This window comes from Pusillimonas sp. MFBS29 (genome assembly GCF_020687695.1).
Classification (GTDB): domain Bacteria; phylum Pseudomonadota; class Gammaproteobacteria; order Burkholderiales; family Burkholderiaceae_B; genus Pusillimonas_C.
The window spans coordinates 241,774-259,535 of sequence record NZ_JAJEWL010000006.1; the positions used below are offsets into that span (position 1 = coordinate 241,774).

At 57.7% G+C, this 17,762-nt stretch carries 13 protein-coding genes and 1 pseudogene; 11 read left to right on the forward strand and 3 right to left on the reverse strand.

Going from position 1 to position 17,762, the window contains the following annotated elements:
- Positions 1–49 precede the first annotated feature (49 nt).
- The 11 genes from leuC (at position 50) to LKR43_RS11000 (ending at position 13,451) form a co-directional block, all read left to right on the forward strand.
- On the forward strand, positions 50–1,453 hold the full coding sequence (gene leuC / locus LKR43_RS10950; protein WP_227684090.1) for a 3-isopropylmalate dehydratase large subunit: 1,404 nt from the start codon (positions 50–52) through the stop codon (positions 1,451–1,453).
- 9 nt (positions 1,454–1,462) lie between these two features.
- Positions 1,463–2,113: a 3-isopropylmalate dehydratase small subunit gene (gene leuD, locus LKR43_RS10955; protein WP_227684091.1), complete on the forward strand. Its 651-nt coding sequence runs from the start codon at positions 1,463–1,465 to the stop codon at positions 2,111–2,113.
- Between the two features lie 8 nt (positions 2,114–2,121).
- A complete protein-coding gene (gene leuB / locus LKR43_RS10960) occupies positions 2,122–3,198 on the forward strand; it encodes a 3-isopropylmalate dehydrogenase (protein ID WP_227684092.1) in 1,077 nt (358 codons plus the stop codon).
- A gap of 43 nt (positions 3,199–3,241) precedes the next feature.
- Positions 3,242–4,372 (forward strand): aspartate-semialdehyde dehydrogenase, encoded by a 1,131-nt coding sequence (gene asd / locus LKR43_RS10965; RefSeq protein WP_227684093.1) that lies wholly within the window; start codon positions 3,242–3,244, stop codon positions 4,370–4,372.
- Between the two features lie 2 nt (positions 4,373–4,374).
- Positions 4,375–6,489 carry a FimV/HubP family polar landmark protein gene (locus LKR43_RS10970; protein ID WP_227684094.1) on the forward strand — a complete coding sequence of 705 codons (2,115 nt, stop codon included), beginning with the start codon at positions 4,375–4,377 and terminating at the stop codon, positions 6,487–6,489.
- 5 nt (positions 6,490–6,494) lie between these two features.
- A complete protein-coding gene (gene truA, locus LKR43_RS10975) occupies positions 6,495–7,313 on the forward strand; it encodes a tRNA pseudouridine(38-40) synthase TruA (protein WP_227684095.1) in 819 nt (272 codons plus the stop codon).
- Between the two features lie 158 nt (positions 7,314–7,471).
- Positions 7,472–8,101: a TRAP transporter small permease subunit gene (locus tag LKR43_RS10980; protein ID WP_227684096.1), complete on the forward strand. Its 630-nt coding sequence runs from the start codon at positions 7,472–7,474 to the stop codon at positions 8,099–8,101.
- Positions 8,102–8,103: 2 nt separating this feature from the next.
- Positions 8,104–9,825, forward strand: a complete 1,722-nt coding sequence (locus LKR43_RS10985) for a TRAP transporter large permease subunit (RefSeq protein WP_227684097.1) — start codon at positions 8,104–8,106, stop codon at positions 9,823–9,825.
- A gap of 6 nt (positions 9,826–9,831) precedes the next feature.
- A complete protein-coding gene (locus LKR43_RS10990) occupies positions 9,832–10,506 on the forward strand; it encodes a phosphoribosylanthranilate isomerase (protein WP_227684098.1) in 675 nt (224 codons plus the stop codon).
- Between the two features lie 27 nt (positions 10,507–10,533).
- Complete coding sequence (locus tag LKR43_RS10995) at positions 10,534–11,274, forward strand: siderophore ferric iron reductase (protein WP_227684099.1); 741 nt, start codon at positions 10,534–10,536, stop codon at positions 11,272–11,274.
- A gap of 71 nt (positions 11,275–11,345) precedes the next feature.
- Entirely contained in the window at positions 11,346–13,451 is a 2,106-nt protein-coding gene (locus LKR43_RS11000) for a prolyl oligopeptidase family serine peptidase (protein ID WP_227684100.1), read from the forward strand.
- 5 nt (positions 13,452–13,456) lie between these two features.
- Here the strand turns inward: LKR43_RS11000 and LKR43_RS11005 are convergent, their stop codons facing one another.
- From LKR43_RS11005 to LKR43_RS11015, 3 genes and pseudogenes are all read right to left on the reverse strand, one after another.
- The gene (locus LKR43_RS11005; protein WP_227684101.1) at positions 13,457–14,743 is read right to left on the reverse strand and encodes an MFS transporter; all 1,287 of its coding nucleotides are present in this window, start codon (positions 14,741–14,743) and stop codon (positions 13,457–13,459) included.
- Positions 14,737–16,809 (reverse strand): TonB-dependent siderophore receptor, encoded by a 2,073-nt coding sequence (locus tag LKR43_RS11010; protein ID WP_227684102.1) that lies wholly within the window; start codon positions 16,807–16,809, stop codon positions 14,737–14,739. Before LKR43_RS11010 ends, LKR43_RS11005 begins: the two co-directional genes overlap by 7 nt.
- 210 nt (positions 16,810–17,019) lie before the next feature.
- Positions 17,020–17,607 (reverse strand): annotated as a pseudogene (locus LKR43_RS11015) (dioxygenase); the annotation flags it as partial.
- Positions 17,608–17,762 lie beyond the last annotated feature (155 nt).

Below are 17,762 nucleotides of genomic sequence, written 5' to 3' on the forward strand. Positions count from 1 at the left end.
AATAGTCGGCATATTCCCTGTTTCCACTTAATTCTCAGAGAGCATTGCCATGGCACAAACCCTGTACGACAAACTCTGGAGTGCGCACGTCGTGCACCAAGAGTCGGACGGCACCTGTTTGCTGTATATCGATCGTCACCTGGTTCACGAGGTGACCAGTCCCCAAGCTTTCGAAGGCTTGCGCATGGCCGATCGCCAGCCGTGGCGCATCAGTGCGAACCTGGCGGTTGCCGACCATAACGTTCCGACGACGGCGCGCGACGAAGGCATACACGATCCCGTATCGCGACTGCAGGTCGACACCCTGGACGAGAACTGCGAAAAATACGGCATTACCGAATTTCGCATGAATGACGTGCGCCAGGGCATTGTTCATATCATCGGGCCCGAGCAGGGGGCCACACTGCCTGGCATGACGGTGGTTTGCGGCGACTCGCACACCAGCACGCACGGTGCGGTCGGCGCGCTCGCTTTTGGTATCGGGACGTCCGAGGTTGAGCACGTGCTGGCCACGCAGACCCTGCTCATGAAAAAGAACAAGAACATGCTCATACGCATCGAGGGCGACTTGCCGGCCGGGTGCACCGCCAAAGATCTGGTCTTGTACGTGATAGGCAAGATAGGCACTGCGGGCGGTACGGGATACGCCATTGAATTTGGCGGCAGTACCATGCGGGCGCTTTCCGTTGAAGGCCGCATGACGGTCTGCAATATGGCGATCGAAGCCGGCGCACGTTCGGGTATGGTGGCTGTTGACCAGAAAACCATCGATTACTTCCGTGGTCGTCCGTACGCACCGACCGGTGCCTTGTGGGACCAGGCCGTGCAGTACTGGCGCACCCTGCATTCCGATGAAGGTGCTGTGTTTGATCGCGTCGTCGATATCGATGCGCGCGACATCGTGCCTCAGGTGTCCTGGGGCACGTCACCCGAGATGGTGCTGCCGGTCGACGCCCGTGTGCCCGATCCCGACAAGGAAAAAGATGATGTGCGTCGCAGTGGCATGGAGCGCGCACTCGAGTATATGGGCCTGAAACCCAACACACCGCTCACCGATATCAAGATTGACCGCGTGTTCATTGGTTCCTGTACCAACGCCCGTATCGAAGATCTGCGTGCTGCCGCAACGGTGGCCAGAGGCAAGCGTGTGGCGTCATCGGTCAAGCAGGCCATGGTGGTGCCGGGCTCGGGTCTGGTCAAACGCCAGGCCGAGCAGGAAGGGCTGGACAAAATCTTTCTGGAAGCAGGCTTTGAGTGGCGCGAGCCTGGGTGTTCGATGTGCCTGGCCATGAATGCCGACAGGCTTGAGCCCGGAGAGCGCTGCGCGTCGACTTCGAATCGCAATTTCGAGGGACGCCAGGGGCAGGGCGGGCGTACACACCTGGTCAGCCCGGCCATGGCTGCGGCCGCCGCGGTTGCGGGCCATTTTGTTGATATACGGAATTTTCGATAGGAAGCCATCATGCAAGCCTTTACCACCCATCATGGCCTGGTCGCGCCGCTCGATCGTGAGAACGTCGACACCGACCTGATCATACCGAAGCAATTTCTCAAGTCCATCAAGCGCACAGGCTTTGGCCCCAATCTGTTCGACGAACTGCGTTACCTGGACCATGGTGAGCCTGGCATGGATAACTCCAAGCGACCGCTCAATCCGGATTTTGTGCTGAACCAGGAACGCTACCAGGGCGCTTCGATTTTGCTGGCCCGCAAGAATTTTGGCTGCGGCTCAAGCCGCGAGCACGCACCCTGGGCGCTGACCCAGTTTGGATTCCGTGCCATCATCGCGCCTTCGTACGCTGATATTTTCTTCAATAACAGCTTCAAAAACGGCTTGTTGCCGATTATTTTGCCGGAGCTGCAGGTGGCGCGTCTGTTTGAAGAGGTCAAGGCCTTTTCCGGATACAAACTGCGCATCGACCTGCCCAGGCAAGTCGTGATAGCCGAAGACGGTCGCGAACTGGCCTTCGATATCGAACCTTTCCGCAAGCACTGCTTGCTGAACGGATTGGACGATATCGGCCAGACTTTACAGAAGGCCGACATAATTCGCGCTTTTGAAGCAGAACGTCTGGCCCGCCATCCGTGGCTGGAATCACGCCCCATTGCATAGGAAACACAATGACTCACAAGATTGCCGTACTGCCGGGTGATGGCATTGGCCCCGAGATTACCGAACAGGCCGCACGCGTATTGACTGCGCTGGGCCTTGATCTGGACTTGCAAACCGCACCGGTCGGGGGCGCCGCCTACGAGCAGTACCAGCACCCATTACCGGCCAGTACGCTGGATCTGGCCAAGAATTCGGCCGCCATACTGTTTGGTGCGGTGGGCGATTGGAAATACGACAGCCTGGCGCGCGAATTGCGTCCGGAGCAAGCCATTCTTGGCCTGCGTCGCGAGCTCGGGCTGTTTGCCAATCTGCGGCCCGCAATTCTGTATCCACAACTGGCCAATGCGTCGTCGCTTAAACCCGAAGTCGTATCCGGTCTGGATATCCTGATCGTACGCGAGCTTACCGGTGATATTTATTTCGGCCAGCCACGTGGCGTGCGTCAGCTGGAAGACGGCCCGTTCAAAGGCGAGCGTCAGGGCTACGACACCATGCACTATGCCGAGCCCGAGATCCGTCGCATTGCACACGTGGCGTTCCAGGCTGCGCAAAAGCGCAGCAAGCGCCTGTGCAGTGTGGACAAGGCCAATGTTCTTGAAACTTCCCAGTTCTGGCGCGACATCATGATCGCCGTGGCCAGCGAGTACCCGGACGTCGAGCTGTCGCACATGTATGTCGACAATGCAGCCATGCAGCTGGTACGGGCACCCAAGGAGTTCGACGTCATTGTCACGGGTAACCTTTTCGGCGATATTCTGTCGGACGAAGCCGCCATGCTGACCGGCTCCATAGGCATGCTGCCGTCGGCCTCGTTGAATGCATCGAATCAGGGCCTATACGAGCCCAGCCATGGCTCTGCACCCGATATCGCGGGCAAGAATCTGGCCAATCCGCTGGCAACCATATTGTCGGCCGCCATGCTGCTGCGCTATTCACTGAATGAAGCGGCGCATGCCGAGCGCATCGAGACTGCTGTTCAGGCCGTTCTTGAACAGGGTCTGCGTACCGCAGACATCTACGAAGAGGGCAGTATCAAGGTTACAACTACTGAAATGGGCGATGCAGTGCTGAAAGCATTAAAATAATGTGTCAGACTAGTACTTTTACTTTATTTTAAGCGACAGCAACATGAGCCAAGCAGTAGGTTTAGTCGGTTGGCGTGGCATGGTGGGTTCCGTCCTCATGCAGCGCATGCGCGACGAAAACGATTTTTCCCTCTTTCAGCCAGTCTTCTTTTCCACCAGCAATGCCGGTGGTGCCGCTCCGGCCTGGGCCGACGGCGCAGGCCCCTTGCAAGACGCCTACGACATCGATGCACTGAAAAAGCTGCCCATCGTCCTGACGGCTCAGGGCGGCGACTACACCTCTGCGGTGTATCCCAAGTTGCGTGCGGCAGGCTGGCAGGGTATCTGGATAGACGCAGCCAGCACATTGCGCATGGAAGACGATGCCATCATTGTGCTCGATCCGGTCAATCGTCCGGTCATCGACGATGCCCTGAAGCGTGGCATCAAGAATTATGTGGGTGGCAACTGCACGGTCAGCTGCATGCTCATGGGCCTGGCCGGTCTGTTCAATCAAGACCAGGTCAAGTGGATGACCAGCATGACCTATCAGGCAGCCTCGGGCGGCGGTGCGCAGCACATGCGCGAGCTGCTGACCCAGTTCGGCCTGCTCAATGCACAGGTCCGTCCTTTGCTCGACGACCCGGCATCAGCAATTCTGGAAATCGACCGTGGCGTACTCCAGGCGCAGCAAGACCCCAATCTGCCTCAACAGCACTTTGGCGTCCCGCTGGGCGGTAACCTGATCCCCTGGATAGACAAGGATCTGGGCAATGGCGTTTCGCGCGAAGAATGGAAAGCCGGAGCGGAAACCAACAAGATACTTGGTCGTGGCGAAGCCTTTGGCAAGCCCGCAACCCCAATCGACGGCCTTTGCGTGCGGATCGGCGCCATGCGCTGCCACAGCCAGGCGCTGACCATAGAGCTGAACCAGGATATTCCCGTTGATGAAATCTGCGACATCATCAGCGAAGGTTCCAAATGGGCCAAGGTCATCCCCAACGAGCGTGATGCCAGCATGCACCAGCTTACGCCTGTTGCCGTTACAGGTACCCTGGATATTCCGGTGGGTCGCATCCGCAAGATGTCTACTGGTACCAACCAGATCAGCGCATTTACGGTGGGCGATCAGCTACTTTGGGGTGCAGCCGAGCCGTTGCGCCGTATGCTAAGAATAACTCTGGGTGAACTCTAAAAATGCGTATGTCCCGTGCCGGGTCTTCTTCGGCTGCAGTCGTTGTGCAACCCAAACCTTTGGCCGGGGCGCTGGCCGCAGCATTGTTGGTCTGCTCCAGCTCATACGCAGCAAGTTTCGGGCACTCGAGGTTGGCATCGGCCCCAGGCCAGCCATTGCGGGTCAATGTGCCGGTCAGTCAGTTAAGCGCTGACGACCTGCGCAGTTTTGCGGCATCACCGGCACCGGCAGTTGCCTGGCAACAGGCGGGGCTCACCCCGCCGGTTGATCTGGCCACCATGCAGGTGAAACTGGTCGATGGCTTCACGCCGGGCACCAGGCTGATGCAGATCAGCTCCAGCCAGACCTTCAACCAGCCAGTGGCCGATATCCTGCTCGACGTCCGTACCGCAACAGGTCAGCAACGTTTTCAGGTCAGTTTGCTGACGAATGCCCAACCAGACATCGTCAGCCCGGCCGCTACGGCCACTGCGGCGGCTACTCAAACGCTGCCCGCTGCGATCAAGGTTCGGCGTGGTGACACGATGTTCGCCATTGCGCAACGGCACGCCGTGCCGGGAGTCACCGTCTATCAGATGATGATTGCCCTGCAGCGAGCCAACCCTCAGGCCTTCATTCACAATAATCTGAATCTTGTCAGGGCGGGTGCAAGCCTGACCATGCCTGATCGGCAGGCACTCACGGCCATCTCTGACCGCGAGGCTCGTCGTCTGTTCATGGAGCAGGCCCGGGCCTTTGCCCAGTATCGTCAGCGGGCGGCCGGTCAAACCGGTAGCGCTGTTGCCGGCAATGCCAGTAGTGGCGTCGTCAGTGCAGCCGCGCCCGCAGACGCGGCGCCCTTGCCCGGCGCCGGCGATCAACTGCGGCTGTCCGGCGGGGAGGGTGCAGGCGCTTCTGGCGGGGCGGGTGGCGCTAACGGTACAGGTGGCGCGGGCGGTCCCGATGATGCCGTTGCCACGCGAAAAGGTATCGAAGACTCACAGCAGCGCGTTACACAGCTGGAAGACAATGTCAGAAACTTGAACGAGGCCTTGCGCTCACAAGGTGCTGCCGCCTCTGATCTGGTTATTAGCGGTGCCAAGGATATAAGCGATACGCTTGCGCAAGTCGCTGACGCGAATGGCGACACAGCAGCCGGCACGAACGGTGCCTCCAATGGTGCCGCGGCAGCCCAGAATGGCGGTACGGCAGCACAAAACGGTACGGCAGCACAAAACGGTACGGCAGCACAAAACGGTACGGCAGCACAAAACGGCACGGCAGCACAAAACGGCACGGCAGCACAAAACGGTACGGCTGGCAGCGCTTCCACAAGCAATGGTTCAAGCGATCAGAACGCTTCGAATAACGCTGTGTCGACCAATGGTTCTTCGGGCGCTGGTTCTTCAGCCAACGGTTCTTCAGCCAATAATTCGGCGGCTGGCAGTTCTTCGGCCAACGGCTCGACAACGAATGGCAATGTGGCGGGCGAAGGCCACGCGGCCGCGGCCGGCACGGCCGGCGGTGCGGGTGGGGCTGGCGCCGCTGCAGACAGTGCTGCTTCAAATGTCGCTGCTGCAGGTGGCACCTCCGGTACAGCCGGCCTGGCAGCAGGTGGTGACCGTGACGCTAACGCCGGACAGAGCAGTGCAGCCTCCGGCGCAAGTGCAGCGTCTGGTACAAGTGCAGCATCGGGTACAAGTGCAGCATCGGGTACAAGTGCAGCATCGGGTACAAGTGCAGCATCGGGTACAAGCGCAGCATCGGGTACAAGTGCAGCATCGGGTACAAGTGCAGCATCGGGTACAAGTGCAGCATCGGGTACAAGCGCAGCATCGGGTACAAGCGCGGCTCCTGCTGCGGATGCGGCGGCCCACACAGCAGAATCCATTTCATCAAAGGCGGAACAATCAGTGTCGTGGTTTCAGGAACATATGCTGGCGGTGATCACCGGTTTGCTGGCATTCATCGTATTGATCATTGCCTGGCTGCTGCGGCGTGCCAATGCTGCACGCGGAGCGGGGCGCGATGGCACGGCGGGCCCTATTACCGAAGCCATGGTCCAGGAAAAGCTGGATCAGATCAACCTTGATCTCGAGCAAGACGAACCGCCGCGTTCACGCCCCGACACGCGTTAGTCACCATGCCTAGGATGGCGCTGGGCCTGGCCTATGACGGGTCGCTGTGGCAAGGCTGGCAAACCCAGCCTGGCGGGCTCACCGTTCAGGATCAGCTCGAAACTGCGCTGGCGACATTCCTGAATCAGCCTGTGGCCACCATCTGCGCGGGCCGTACTGATACCGGGGTGCACGCCCTGGAGCAGGTTGTTCATCTTGATGCAGCTGTCGACCGACGACTGGAATCATGGGTTCGTGGCGTGAATGCGCTGCTACCGTCGAGCATCGCCGTTCAGTGGGCCAAGCCGGTTGGCGATGATTTCCATGCGCGGTTCTCTGCGCAGTCGCGCAGCTATATTTATGTGGTTCGCAATGCACGGGTGCGTTCACCGCTTATGCATGCACGGGTAGGCTGGGTGTATCACCCGCTGGAACTTGCCAGGATGCGTGATGCGGCCCGGCGCCTTGTGGGGGAGCACGACTTCAGCTGCTTCCGTTCGTCGCAGTGCCAGGCGGCCAGTCCGGTACGGACCATGCAGGAAATAGCCATTGTGCAGCACGGCGATTTTTTCCTGTTCCGGTTCCGCGCCAACGCCTTTCTGCATCACATGATACGCAACATCATGGGCGCCATCCTGTATATAGGGCAGGGCAGACAGGACCCGCTATGGATGGACGAATTGCTGGCGCAGCGCGACCGTCGCAGGGCGGCACCAACCTTCAGCCCTGATGGTCTGTATCTGGCCGGTGTGCAATATCCGGAGCGCTTTGAGCTGCCATCTGCAGATCTGCAGCAAGCCCTTTTGACCCATACCGGGCTGACCTGGCCGGAGGCTGCTGACTGAGGGCATGTACCAAGAGTCAGCAACAAGCAGATAAGCTAGAATACATCCCGTTTCGGGCTGACATGTATCGTTTATACTTGAACGCTTTTGCATCCGGAACGGATATCTGCCGCGAACCGATCGCGCCGCAATTTAGTTAGCAATGCTAAACGGAATACATGAAATTCTTTCTGTCCCTAGCCAACGTCATCGACAATATTAATATCAGGGTTGGCAAACTCGTTATATGGCTGACTCTGATCGTTGTCGTCGTCAGCGCCACCAACGCAGTGGTACGCAAGATATTCAGCGTCAGCTCGAACGCCTGGCTTGAACTGCAATGGTATTTGTTCGGTGCGATTTTTCTTCTGACTGCCGGCTATACCTTTTTGCGCAACGAACATGTACGGGTCGATGCGCTTGCACAAAAATTCTCGCGACGAACACAGATCTATATAGAGATCATAGGCATCGTACTTTTTCTGTTTCCGGCGTGCATGCTCATCTTCTGGCTCTCGTTGCCGTTTTTCTACGATTCGTTCGTTCTGAATGAACTGTCGTCCAATACGGGCGGCCTGATACGCTGGCCAGCGAAATTGCTTATTCCGGTTGGCTTTGCCTTGCTGATACTGGCTGGTTTCTCGCAACTCATCAAATGCATAGGCTTTCTTCGTGGCGCCTGCCCCGACCCATTGGCCAGGCCCGAGGGCAAGACAGCCGAAGAAGAGCTGGCTGAGGAAATCGCCCGGCAAGCCGAACTCGAATCACAGCGTTCCACCAGCAACACAGCAACAGGCAAGGGTCAGTAATCATGGAGTTTCTAATCGACAACCTTGCCCCGATCATGTTTTTCAACCTGATCGTATTTCTTTTGCTGGGCTTTCCCGTTGCGTTTACCCTGGCGGCCACCGGTATTTTGTACGGCCTGGTGGCCATAGAGCTCGACCTGATGCAGCCGGCCCTGTTCCAGGCCTTGCCGCAGCGTGTCTTCGGTATTGTCGGGAATGACACGTTGCTGGCGGTGCCGTTCTTTACGCTCATGGGGTTGATACTGGAAAGATCAGGCATGGCCGAGGACTTGCTTGAAACCGTGGGGCAGTTGTTTGGGCCCATACGCGGCGGGCTGGCCATTGCGGTGGTTCTGGTTGGCGCGATGCTGGCCGCCACCACGGGTGTCGTGTCGGCGTCGGTGATTTCCATGGGCCTGATTTCATTACCCATTATGTTGCGCTACGGCTACGACCGGCGGCTGGCAACCGGGGTGATCGCCGCTTCGGGAACCTTGTCCCAGATCATTCCTCCCTCGCTGGTCCTGATTATTCTGGCCGACCAGCTTGGCCGCTCCATAGGCGATATGTATCGCGGTGCCATGGTGCCTGGTTTGCTTCTGGCAGGCAGCTACATTGCTTACGTGGTTGTTTGCGCGCTGCTCAAGCCCTCGAGTGCGCCTGCGCTTCCCAAAGAGGCGCGTGCCTACGACAGGCCCGACGGCAGCCGTGGCCTGCGCTCGCTGCTGGTGCTTACCCTTATCGCCTCGACCGTTTCGTACTTTGCCACCCAATATTATTTCAGCGAGCACACCCAGATACCGGTAGACGAACGCGTGGTCATCAGCCTGATGGCATGGGGTATTACTGCGCTCGTCATTGCATTGGTCAACAAGGTGTTGCGCCTGGGGCTTTTATCGCCCATAGCCGAACGCGTCACTTTTGTGATGATTCCTCCTTTGTTCCTGATCTTCCTGGTACTGGGCACCATCTTTATCGGCGTTGCAACACCTACCGAAGGTGGCGCAATGGGCGCCGTGGGCGCATTGATCATGGCGGTGTCCCGTGGCCGTTTCAGCCTGTCGCTGCTCAAGCAGGCCATGGAAACGACCACCAAGCTTTCCTGCTTTGTGGTGTTCATTCTGGTGGGTTCCACGGTATTCAGCCTGAGCTTTCGCGGCATCAACGGAGATATCTGGGTCGAGCATCTGCTGATTGGCCTGCCAGGCGGAGAGTGGGGTTTTCTCATCGTTGTCAGCCTGCTGACTTTTTTCCTGGCGTTTTTCCTCGATTTCTTCGAGCTTGCATTCATCATCGTTCCGCTGCTGGGGCCGGTAGCCGATAAAATGGGCATAGACCTTATCTGGTTTGGCGTGCTGCTGGCGGTCAATATGCAAACGTCGTTCATCCATCCGCCTTTCGGCTTTGCCCTGTTTTATTTGCGCTCGGTGGCGCCCAAAGACGATTATCGCGACAGAGTCACCGGCAAGCTTATTCCCAAGGTCACCTCGGGGCAGATCTACATGGGTTCAATACCATTCATCTGCATACAGTTGCTGATGGTGGCGGCAGTCATGCTGTTCCCCGGCATGGTTACGCATTACAAACACGACGCCGTGGTCATCGATCCTGATACCATTACCTTTGGTACTGATAATGTATACGGCTCCGATTCATACGGCGCCGGTGGTTATGGCTTTGGCGGCGCGGAAAGCGGTGGGCAAGACAGTTATCAGCAAGGTGACCCCGGCGCAGCCTTTAAGTAATTGATTATGTCGTTTGATTCTGCTGCACAGCAACGCACCCGCATCAAGATCTGCGGTCTGACCCGGTCGCAAGACATTGCATCGGCGGTTCAGGCGGGCGTCGATGCGGTCGGGCTGGTTTTTTATCAGCCCAGCAAACGCTCGGTCAGCATTGAGCAGGCCGTAAGCCTGCGCAAGCAGGTACCTGCTTTTGTCGATGTGGTTGCCTTGTTTGTGAATCCAAATGCCCAGGAAGTCGAACAGGTCATCGAGCAGGTGCAGCCCGACTTGCTGCAGTTTCATGGTGATGAATCCCCCGAATTCTGCGTCAGCTTCAGGCGGCGCTATATGCGCGCCTTCCGCCTGGGTGGGCCTGGCACGGACACACCGGAAGAAGTACTCGCGGCATGTCGCCAGTACCCGACGGCCAGCGCCTGGCTGTTCGACAGCTATAGTGCGGGATACGGTGGCAGCGGGCTCACGTTCAATCCGGAACTGCTTGACGAGGTCCGGCAAGCGCCGGACAGCCGCCCCGTGGTGCTGGCCGGTGGCCTGAAGGTCGAAACCGTGGCTCAGTCTCTTGCGTTGTTGCGGCCTTATGCCGTCGATGTCAGCAGCGGCGTGGAAGACGCGCCTGGTATCAAGTCGGCGCAGAAAATCGCTGCATTTACGCAGGCGGTGGAGTCTGTACGGCAGCGGTAGAGACCTGCTGGCCGTATCAGTCCGCCGATGAATACTCTTCTGGAAAATTTTGTCGAAAGCGTACAGGGCGTCATGCCCGGCAGTCCGCTGGACATTGTTTCAGGAATTGATACGGCCTGGTCACATACTCCGGCCGCGCAGGTAACATGGCTGGCTGATTCACTGGCTCGGGGCTATCCCGAGGCCGGCAGACACTACTGGGCTTTCCGTACGTGGGGGCTGCTGGTATGGCAACCCGTATATCTGACCCTTGCCGGCATGCATCTGAAGCGCCTGGGCATCAGCCCGGAATGCATCAGCCAGCAAGTCAGCCACTGCATGGTCTGGGGTTGCCGGATTGCAGACCACACGCCCATCGAGGAAGACGAAATTACGCTGCTGGACATCACGGCGCCCCGGTTACGCGCCTGCATGAGCACGCTGTTTCAAACGTGTAACGGAGTCCTCGCGTTGCACCCCAAGGCTGCAGATCGCTTGTTCGCTGATTATGTAATGGGGGCTCTGCTGCGCATCAAGGAATTAAGACAGGACTGGTCTGCCGCGCACACGGTGGACTGGGCCGAGCGCTGGCTGACCGCACTGGATTTGAACGGAGCAGGGGGATTGCTTAGGTATAAACACGATGCCGGTCATGACCAGCTTGCGCTGGATCGCAAGGTTTGTTGCCTGGTTTACAAATGTCACGATGGTGCTTTGTGCGACACCTGCCCCAAGATTCCGCTCGCTGAAAGGCTTGCAGGGCTGGCTGGCTCAAGATCCGCCACCTGAAAAGGCTGCGGGACGGTCGTTTGTGTTACGGTTGATGCCGTCTTGCCATCGCTTATTGTTTATACAAATCCATGCACTCTGATTTTTCATCCGGGCCCATTGCCATGTGGCCTGACATTACCCCGCCTGTTGCCCCACGCGAAGACTTGAATATCGAGCAGTTGGGGCGCCAACGCGTCGACGCCTATGCGTGGATGAAATACATTCCGCCGTCGGGTTCCCGTAGCCTGGATTCGCTGCCTGATCGCTTGCGCAGGCATCTGGACGCCGAAATGAAGTATGCGCAGGGCACTTTGAACCCATTGAGGGCTGACGCCCGGCATTTTCAAGAGCGTATGTCTGAGCGGGCATCCGGATCTACGGACGCCTTGCCGGCGACTTTCAGAGGCTGGCGTTATGACTGTACGCTGCCAGCCGGTCATACGCACAGAGTTTTTTCACGTACGAAGCCTGATGGAACCAAGCAGGAGTTGGTGGACGAGGCCGCACGTGCGCAGGAGGTGGCTTACTATCGGGCTACCGATCATCAGCCCAGCCTTGATGGTCGTTATTTCGTCTGGGCGGAAGATGTCATCGGGAATGATCGACACCGTATATGCATCCTTGATACCGACACTGGCCTGATCCGCACCGTGGTGCAGGCAGATGCATTTGGCTATGGCGGCTTCACGCTGTGCCCGTCTTCACGCTACTTGTTCTGGATCTGGCGCGATGCGTTCAATCGACCTACGCGCCTGTATCGCACGCCTGTTGACGGAGGGCCTGAAGAGCTGGTCTACGAGGAGCACGATCCAGCGATATTTATGCAGGTTTCGCGCACCGCCGCCAATGGTTTTGTGGTGCTGACGCTGGCAGGTCCCGATATAAGCGAGGTATATCTTGTCGCAGCAGGGTCTGAGGCGGCTGCGCCCCGCCTGGTGCAAGCGCGTCGGCGCGGCACGCGCTATGAGGTCAACGAGTGGAATGGCGCACTGCTGATGCTGACCAACGCAGATGGTGCCCACGACCGGAAATTACTGGAAATTGATCCGAAGAGTTTTAATGTGTGCCGGGAAAGGGTGCCGCATAGGGCCGGCGCGTTCATCATCGCCATACAGCCTTTTGCCAATGCGCTGGTGCGCATCGAGCGGGTCAATACCCTGCACAGGCTGGTGCTGATGCACGGTGATGGCACAGAAGTGGTGGTCGATTTTGACGAGCCTGCTTACACCATACAGCTTGTACCATCGCAACCGTACGACTCCAGCCACGTGCGCATAGTGCATCAGACACCTGCCAGCCCGCCACGCTGGATGGATATCGATCTTGTCAGTGGTGAATGCAGTGTCGTCGGGCAGACTCACCTGAATGATTTTGACAGCAAGGCCTACCGGCTGGAACGTCTGTATGCCCGGGCGGGTGATGGTGCAAGTATTCCCATCACGGTGTTGTCTCCCGCCGGCACTCCCGCCGATACGCCGTTGCCTTTGCTGCTTACGGGTTACGGAGCCTACGGTATCTCATCCGAGCCGGGCTTTTCGCTGCCAGCCACAGTGCTGGTGGACGGCGGCTTTCACTATGCCATTGCGCATGTTCGCGGTGGTTCAGAAAGGGGCTGGCACTGGTACCAGGATGGCTGTCGCGAAAAGAAACGCAATTCCATGACGGATTTCATTGATTGCGCAAGGCATTTGCAGGACCAGGGCTATGCCGCAGAGGGCAAGATTGTTGCGCATGGTATTTCGGCAGGGGGGCTGCTGGTTTGCGGCGCCATGAATATCGAGCCGCAGCGGTGGGCTGGCGTCATTGCCCAGGTGCCGTTTGTAGATATGCTGAACACCATGAGTGATGCCGATCACCCCCTGGTGCCGCTGCTGCGGCCGGATTGGGGCGATCCATTGTCCGATCCCGGGGCCTATGACCATATTGCCGCGATCTCGCCCTACGAGAACGTGAGGCAAGCTGACTATCCGCCCGTTCTGTGTACGGCGGGTCTGAAGGATGATCGTGTTCCCTATTGGGAGCCGGCAAAGCTTGTGGCCAATATACGCCATCAATCCAGTAATCATGAGCCGGCCGTACTGCTCCTGAACCCGGATAGCGGTCATCAGGAAAGTGACGATCAGGACGCTGAGTTTGCACAGATGGGGTTATTCTGGGCCTTTGCACGGCATTGTGTATCGGCAGCCGGCACCTGAACGTATCATGGCAGGGGCAGGGGAATGCTTTTTTGTTCCCTGTTCATGCGCAGGAATGAACGCCAGGCGCACAACGTCGATACAGCCAGTGCCGGTACAGCGGTGGCGATAATCGCATTCAGCAAATGCCCGTCGAACACCCATTCTGAAAGCGTACCGGCCAGCAAAGGTCCTGCCGCACCAAACACCGATACAACAAAGCTCCATATCGCGAAGCTGCGGGCCCGCAAGGTGGCTGGTGTGAGGTCCTGCAGCATGGTGGGGACCAGGGCGTTCGCTGTACTGGTTATGAATAGCGCGGTTCCGACCACCACCAGGGCGTGGTCCAGCGTTCCCGCCGCAGCAAGCAGCATGGTTACGGGAATGGTGATCAGCACGCAAACGCCCATAAGCAAGGGGCGCGCAGCTCTTGCCACCCGTCGTGCCAGCATGCGGTCCAGAACACCGGCCACAGGCAGACAGCCCACCGCCGCCGCCAGTATGATGACGCCCATTGCCTGTCCGATATCGCCTGGAAGGGCGTTGAACTGGCGCTCCAGCGCCAGAGAGATCAGCTGGTTGATGGCCTGTACAGCGACCACCAGAAAGCCGGCGACACCGATAAAAAGCCCTATCGTTTGCCAGCGCTGGCGCAGAAAGGATCTTAATGATCCGTCAGTCGTCTGTACGGCGTCATTGATATGCCTGGGCGGGTTAATGGTCAGCGTGCACAGCAGCAACAACGGCAGGCCGGCGCACGACAGCAGAAGAAAGGCCTTGCGCCATGGTTCGATGGACCATGGAATAAGTTCGCCGGCTGTTGCAAGCAAGGACCCGGCAAAGAAAAATCCGCCGCTGGCACCGGCCGCCATCAGGGCGGCGAACCCGAGATTGGCCATCACGCGGTGGCGCTCAGGCGCCAGGTCCGGAATCATGGAATACACCAAAGGCACCATGGCGAACTCAGTGATCCCGGCGGCAGAGCGGCCGATAAAGAACAGGGGGAAATTTGGCGCCAGTGCGCTAAGTATCATCATTGCGGTTGATGCCGCAATCAGACACAGCAATACCCGCTTGCGCGAATAGCGGTCGGCAAAGCGCGCCAGCGGTATCGCAAGCGCGCTCCCCACCAGAACACCGGCAAGCCCCTGCAAGGCACCGAGTGTGGCGTCACTGACGTCGAAGGTGTTCTGGATGGCTGAAAGCGATATGGCCTGCAGCCCCATATCGCTCATCTGGACGCCGGCAGTAATGCCCAGGAAGGCCACGGTGAAGAGGCCTTGCAGCGTCCATCTTTCAGGTGTTGCTACCACTGGTACTTAAGTTGCAGATCGAGTGTCCGGCCACCGCCGTAGTAGCAATAGAAGTCACAACCAGACACGTAAGTCTTGTCGGTGAGGTTGCGGGCATTGAACTGCAAAGTCCAGTTTTGATTGAATTCGTACTTCATCATCATATCCACCAGGGTAAAGCTGGGGATTTCTTCGCCCGGGTAGTAGCGCTCGTCTTCGGTCGAGCCGTTGTAGCGCAGGCCGGCGGCCACAGTCAGTGGATTGCTGTTCGCGAGATTGAAGCGATGACTGACCCAGAGGCTGGCCTGATGCTTGGGGATCAGCGGCGTGCGTATGGTCTGATTGACGCCCAGATCCTGCTTGGAATTATTGCGGGTATACGAAACCCTGACGGCCGTCGCAGGCGTTATATTGAAGTCGCCCTGCAGTTCCACGCCCTTGTTGGTGCGCTTGCCGACCTGCGTCTGGATATTGCTTGCATCGGCGGCCAACGCATTTTTCTCTTCGATATCGAAATAGGCAAGGGTTATCGTGCCATCCAGCCAGGTTGGTTCAAACTTGATGCCGGCTTCCGTCTGTTTTGCTTCGTAAGGGCGGTAGCTGTTGCCGTACCCGTCGACACCGGCAACGGGCTTGAACGACTCTGAATAGCCGATGTAGGGCGAGACACCATAGTCGCTGATATACATGGCGCCAATATTCACACTGTTGTGGCTGACATCGTAGCCGGCATCACCACCGTTTATATTGCCGCTGCTTTCGGCGCGATCATGACGTATGCCGGCGTTGAAGTTCCAGTGATCGCCCACGCGCAATTGTGCCGAGGCGTACAGACCCAACTGTTTGGTATCAAGGTCGTACGGACTGCCGTCTGCAGTAATAGGCGCGCCATATACGGGTTCGAACATATCCAGATTGGGCGCGAGGCCAAACCCGTTGTTCAGTCCTGAGGTTTTGGACCTTAAATAGTCGATGCCGAATGTGGGCAGCAGCTCAACGCTGTCGCTCAGGCGCAGCTTGCCGTTCATGCGGTTGTCGAAATAGTGATTTTTGGTGTTGCCATCGGTAAGCGTGTAGCCGCGATAAAGCTGACGGTCACCGTCAGATCCATAGGCAAATACGTTCTGCTGGTCGATATCCAGATGTGTGTACCGGTAGTTCTGCGTGAAGGTCCAGTCAGGCGAGAACTCGTGGTTGAACAGCCAGCCGGCGGTAACCTGCGTGCGCTTGAGCCTGTCGAAGCCAGGCTCGCCGGGATTCATTTCCGGGTCGATCAGCCCGTAGGGCGTGTCGATAATAGTGCCGTAGGCGGGCAGGAAACCATTGGTTGGCGTGCCATCTTCATGCTGTATGCTGGTCAGCAGTGTCAGCGAGGTGCGCGGCGTGAAATCGAATGTAAAGCTGGGAGCCAGGTAATAGCTGTCCATGTCCGTGTCGTCCAGCATGCCATCCTGGTGGCGCGCCTGGGCAACGATACGGTAATAGGCCGTGCCCGCCTCGTTGGCGATGCCGTTGTAGTCTATGCCCAGCCCCATGCTGTCCGGATGGCCGACTTCTGCCTGCATCAGCAACGCCTCTTCCTTTTTGGGGCGCTTGGTAACCAGGTTGACGACACCGCCCGCTTCAGAGGCACCGAATATCAGTGAATTGGGCCCTTTAAGTACCTCAACAGATTCAACGCCGAAAATCTCGGGTTTCCATACAAAATATCCGTTTGGCGTAGTGGGGCTGCCGTCCATGGATATGGACGCATCGAAGCCGCGAATCTTGAACCACTCCACTTTATTGTCGGCACCAAAGGGCTCGCTGAGCACGCCGGCCTGATAGTGCAAGGCCTCATCCAGCTTGCGTGCACCCTGATCGTCAATAGCTTCGCGATTCAGCACAAAGCTGGAATTCGGCGCGAAAAAATCCAGGCTTTGCAGATCACCCACAGTGCCCACAACGGTTACGGCATCCAGTGTTTCAACGGGTGAAGCTGCTTGTGATTCGGATGCCGTATTCGATTCTTGCGCACGACTGGGCGCTGCGAGGGCGATTCCGCTTGTTAGCGCCAGAATTGCCCATGCAAGGGGGGAGTGAGTCATTATTTCCTGCCTTTGTGCGTTTGCATGAGGAATACTGGTGCGAAGCTGCACGCAGGACATGTGCGCCAAGATTCCCTTCAAACTATTGCGAAATATTTAAATTGGATTGAGAACGATTCTCGATTCTATTCCATTTGTTTTATGGACACAATTTATTTCGCCTGTAACGAGCGAAGGGGGCAGGTCACAAATGGCAAGGCACTGGCTGTGTCAGATATTGGTTTGATCGGGTGGTACGCCCGCTGGCAGTTGCTCGGTCTGGCATGTCACATTGCGCAATTCCGCTGTGGTACCCAGCCCGTAACAGGACATGGAGAGCGAGCCCAATGAATAGCCTCGCACCAGTGCTTCGGGTTTTATGTTTTCGGCAGCGGCCAGGCCTGCGATATAAAGCAGGGGAATGAAATGGTCGGGTGTGGGAACCGCAAGGTCGTAATCCTTGTGTTCGCATAGCTTCAGAATATCGCCCGGGTCCTGGGCGAGTTGCTCTGCCACGGCATCATCGAATCGCTCGGCCCAATCAAAGGCAAGGTTGGGTTGGCGCCATTGAATACGTTGAAGATTATGAACGACGTTGCCGCTGGCAATGATCATTACGCCGCGATCCCTCAGGGCGGCCAGGCTTGCCGCCAGCTTCAGGTGATAGTCCAGCGGCTTCAGGGCGTTGATGGAAAGCTGCAGACAGGGAATGTCGGCCTTGGGATACATGTGCGCCAGCACTGACCAGGTGCCGTGATCCAGGCCCCACTGATCGCGGTCCAGGCCTATCCATTCGGGCTTGACCAGTTCGGTGATCTCACGAGCAAGGTCGGCTCTTCATCATTAAAGGGGGACAGCGACATTCATTAAACTTGTTTTTGCGAAGAACGAGCTTAATGGAAGGAATGCCGATGTCCCCAGTAGATTTTATCTTAGGAATCCGAGATGTAATGATTGAGCGCGTGGAGCGTGGC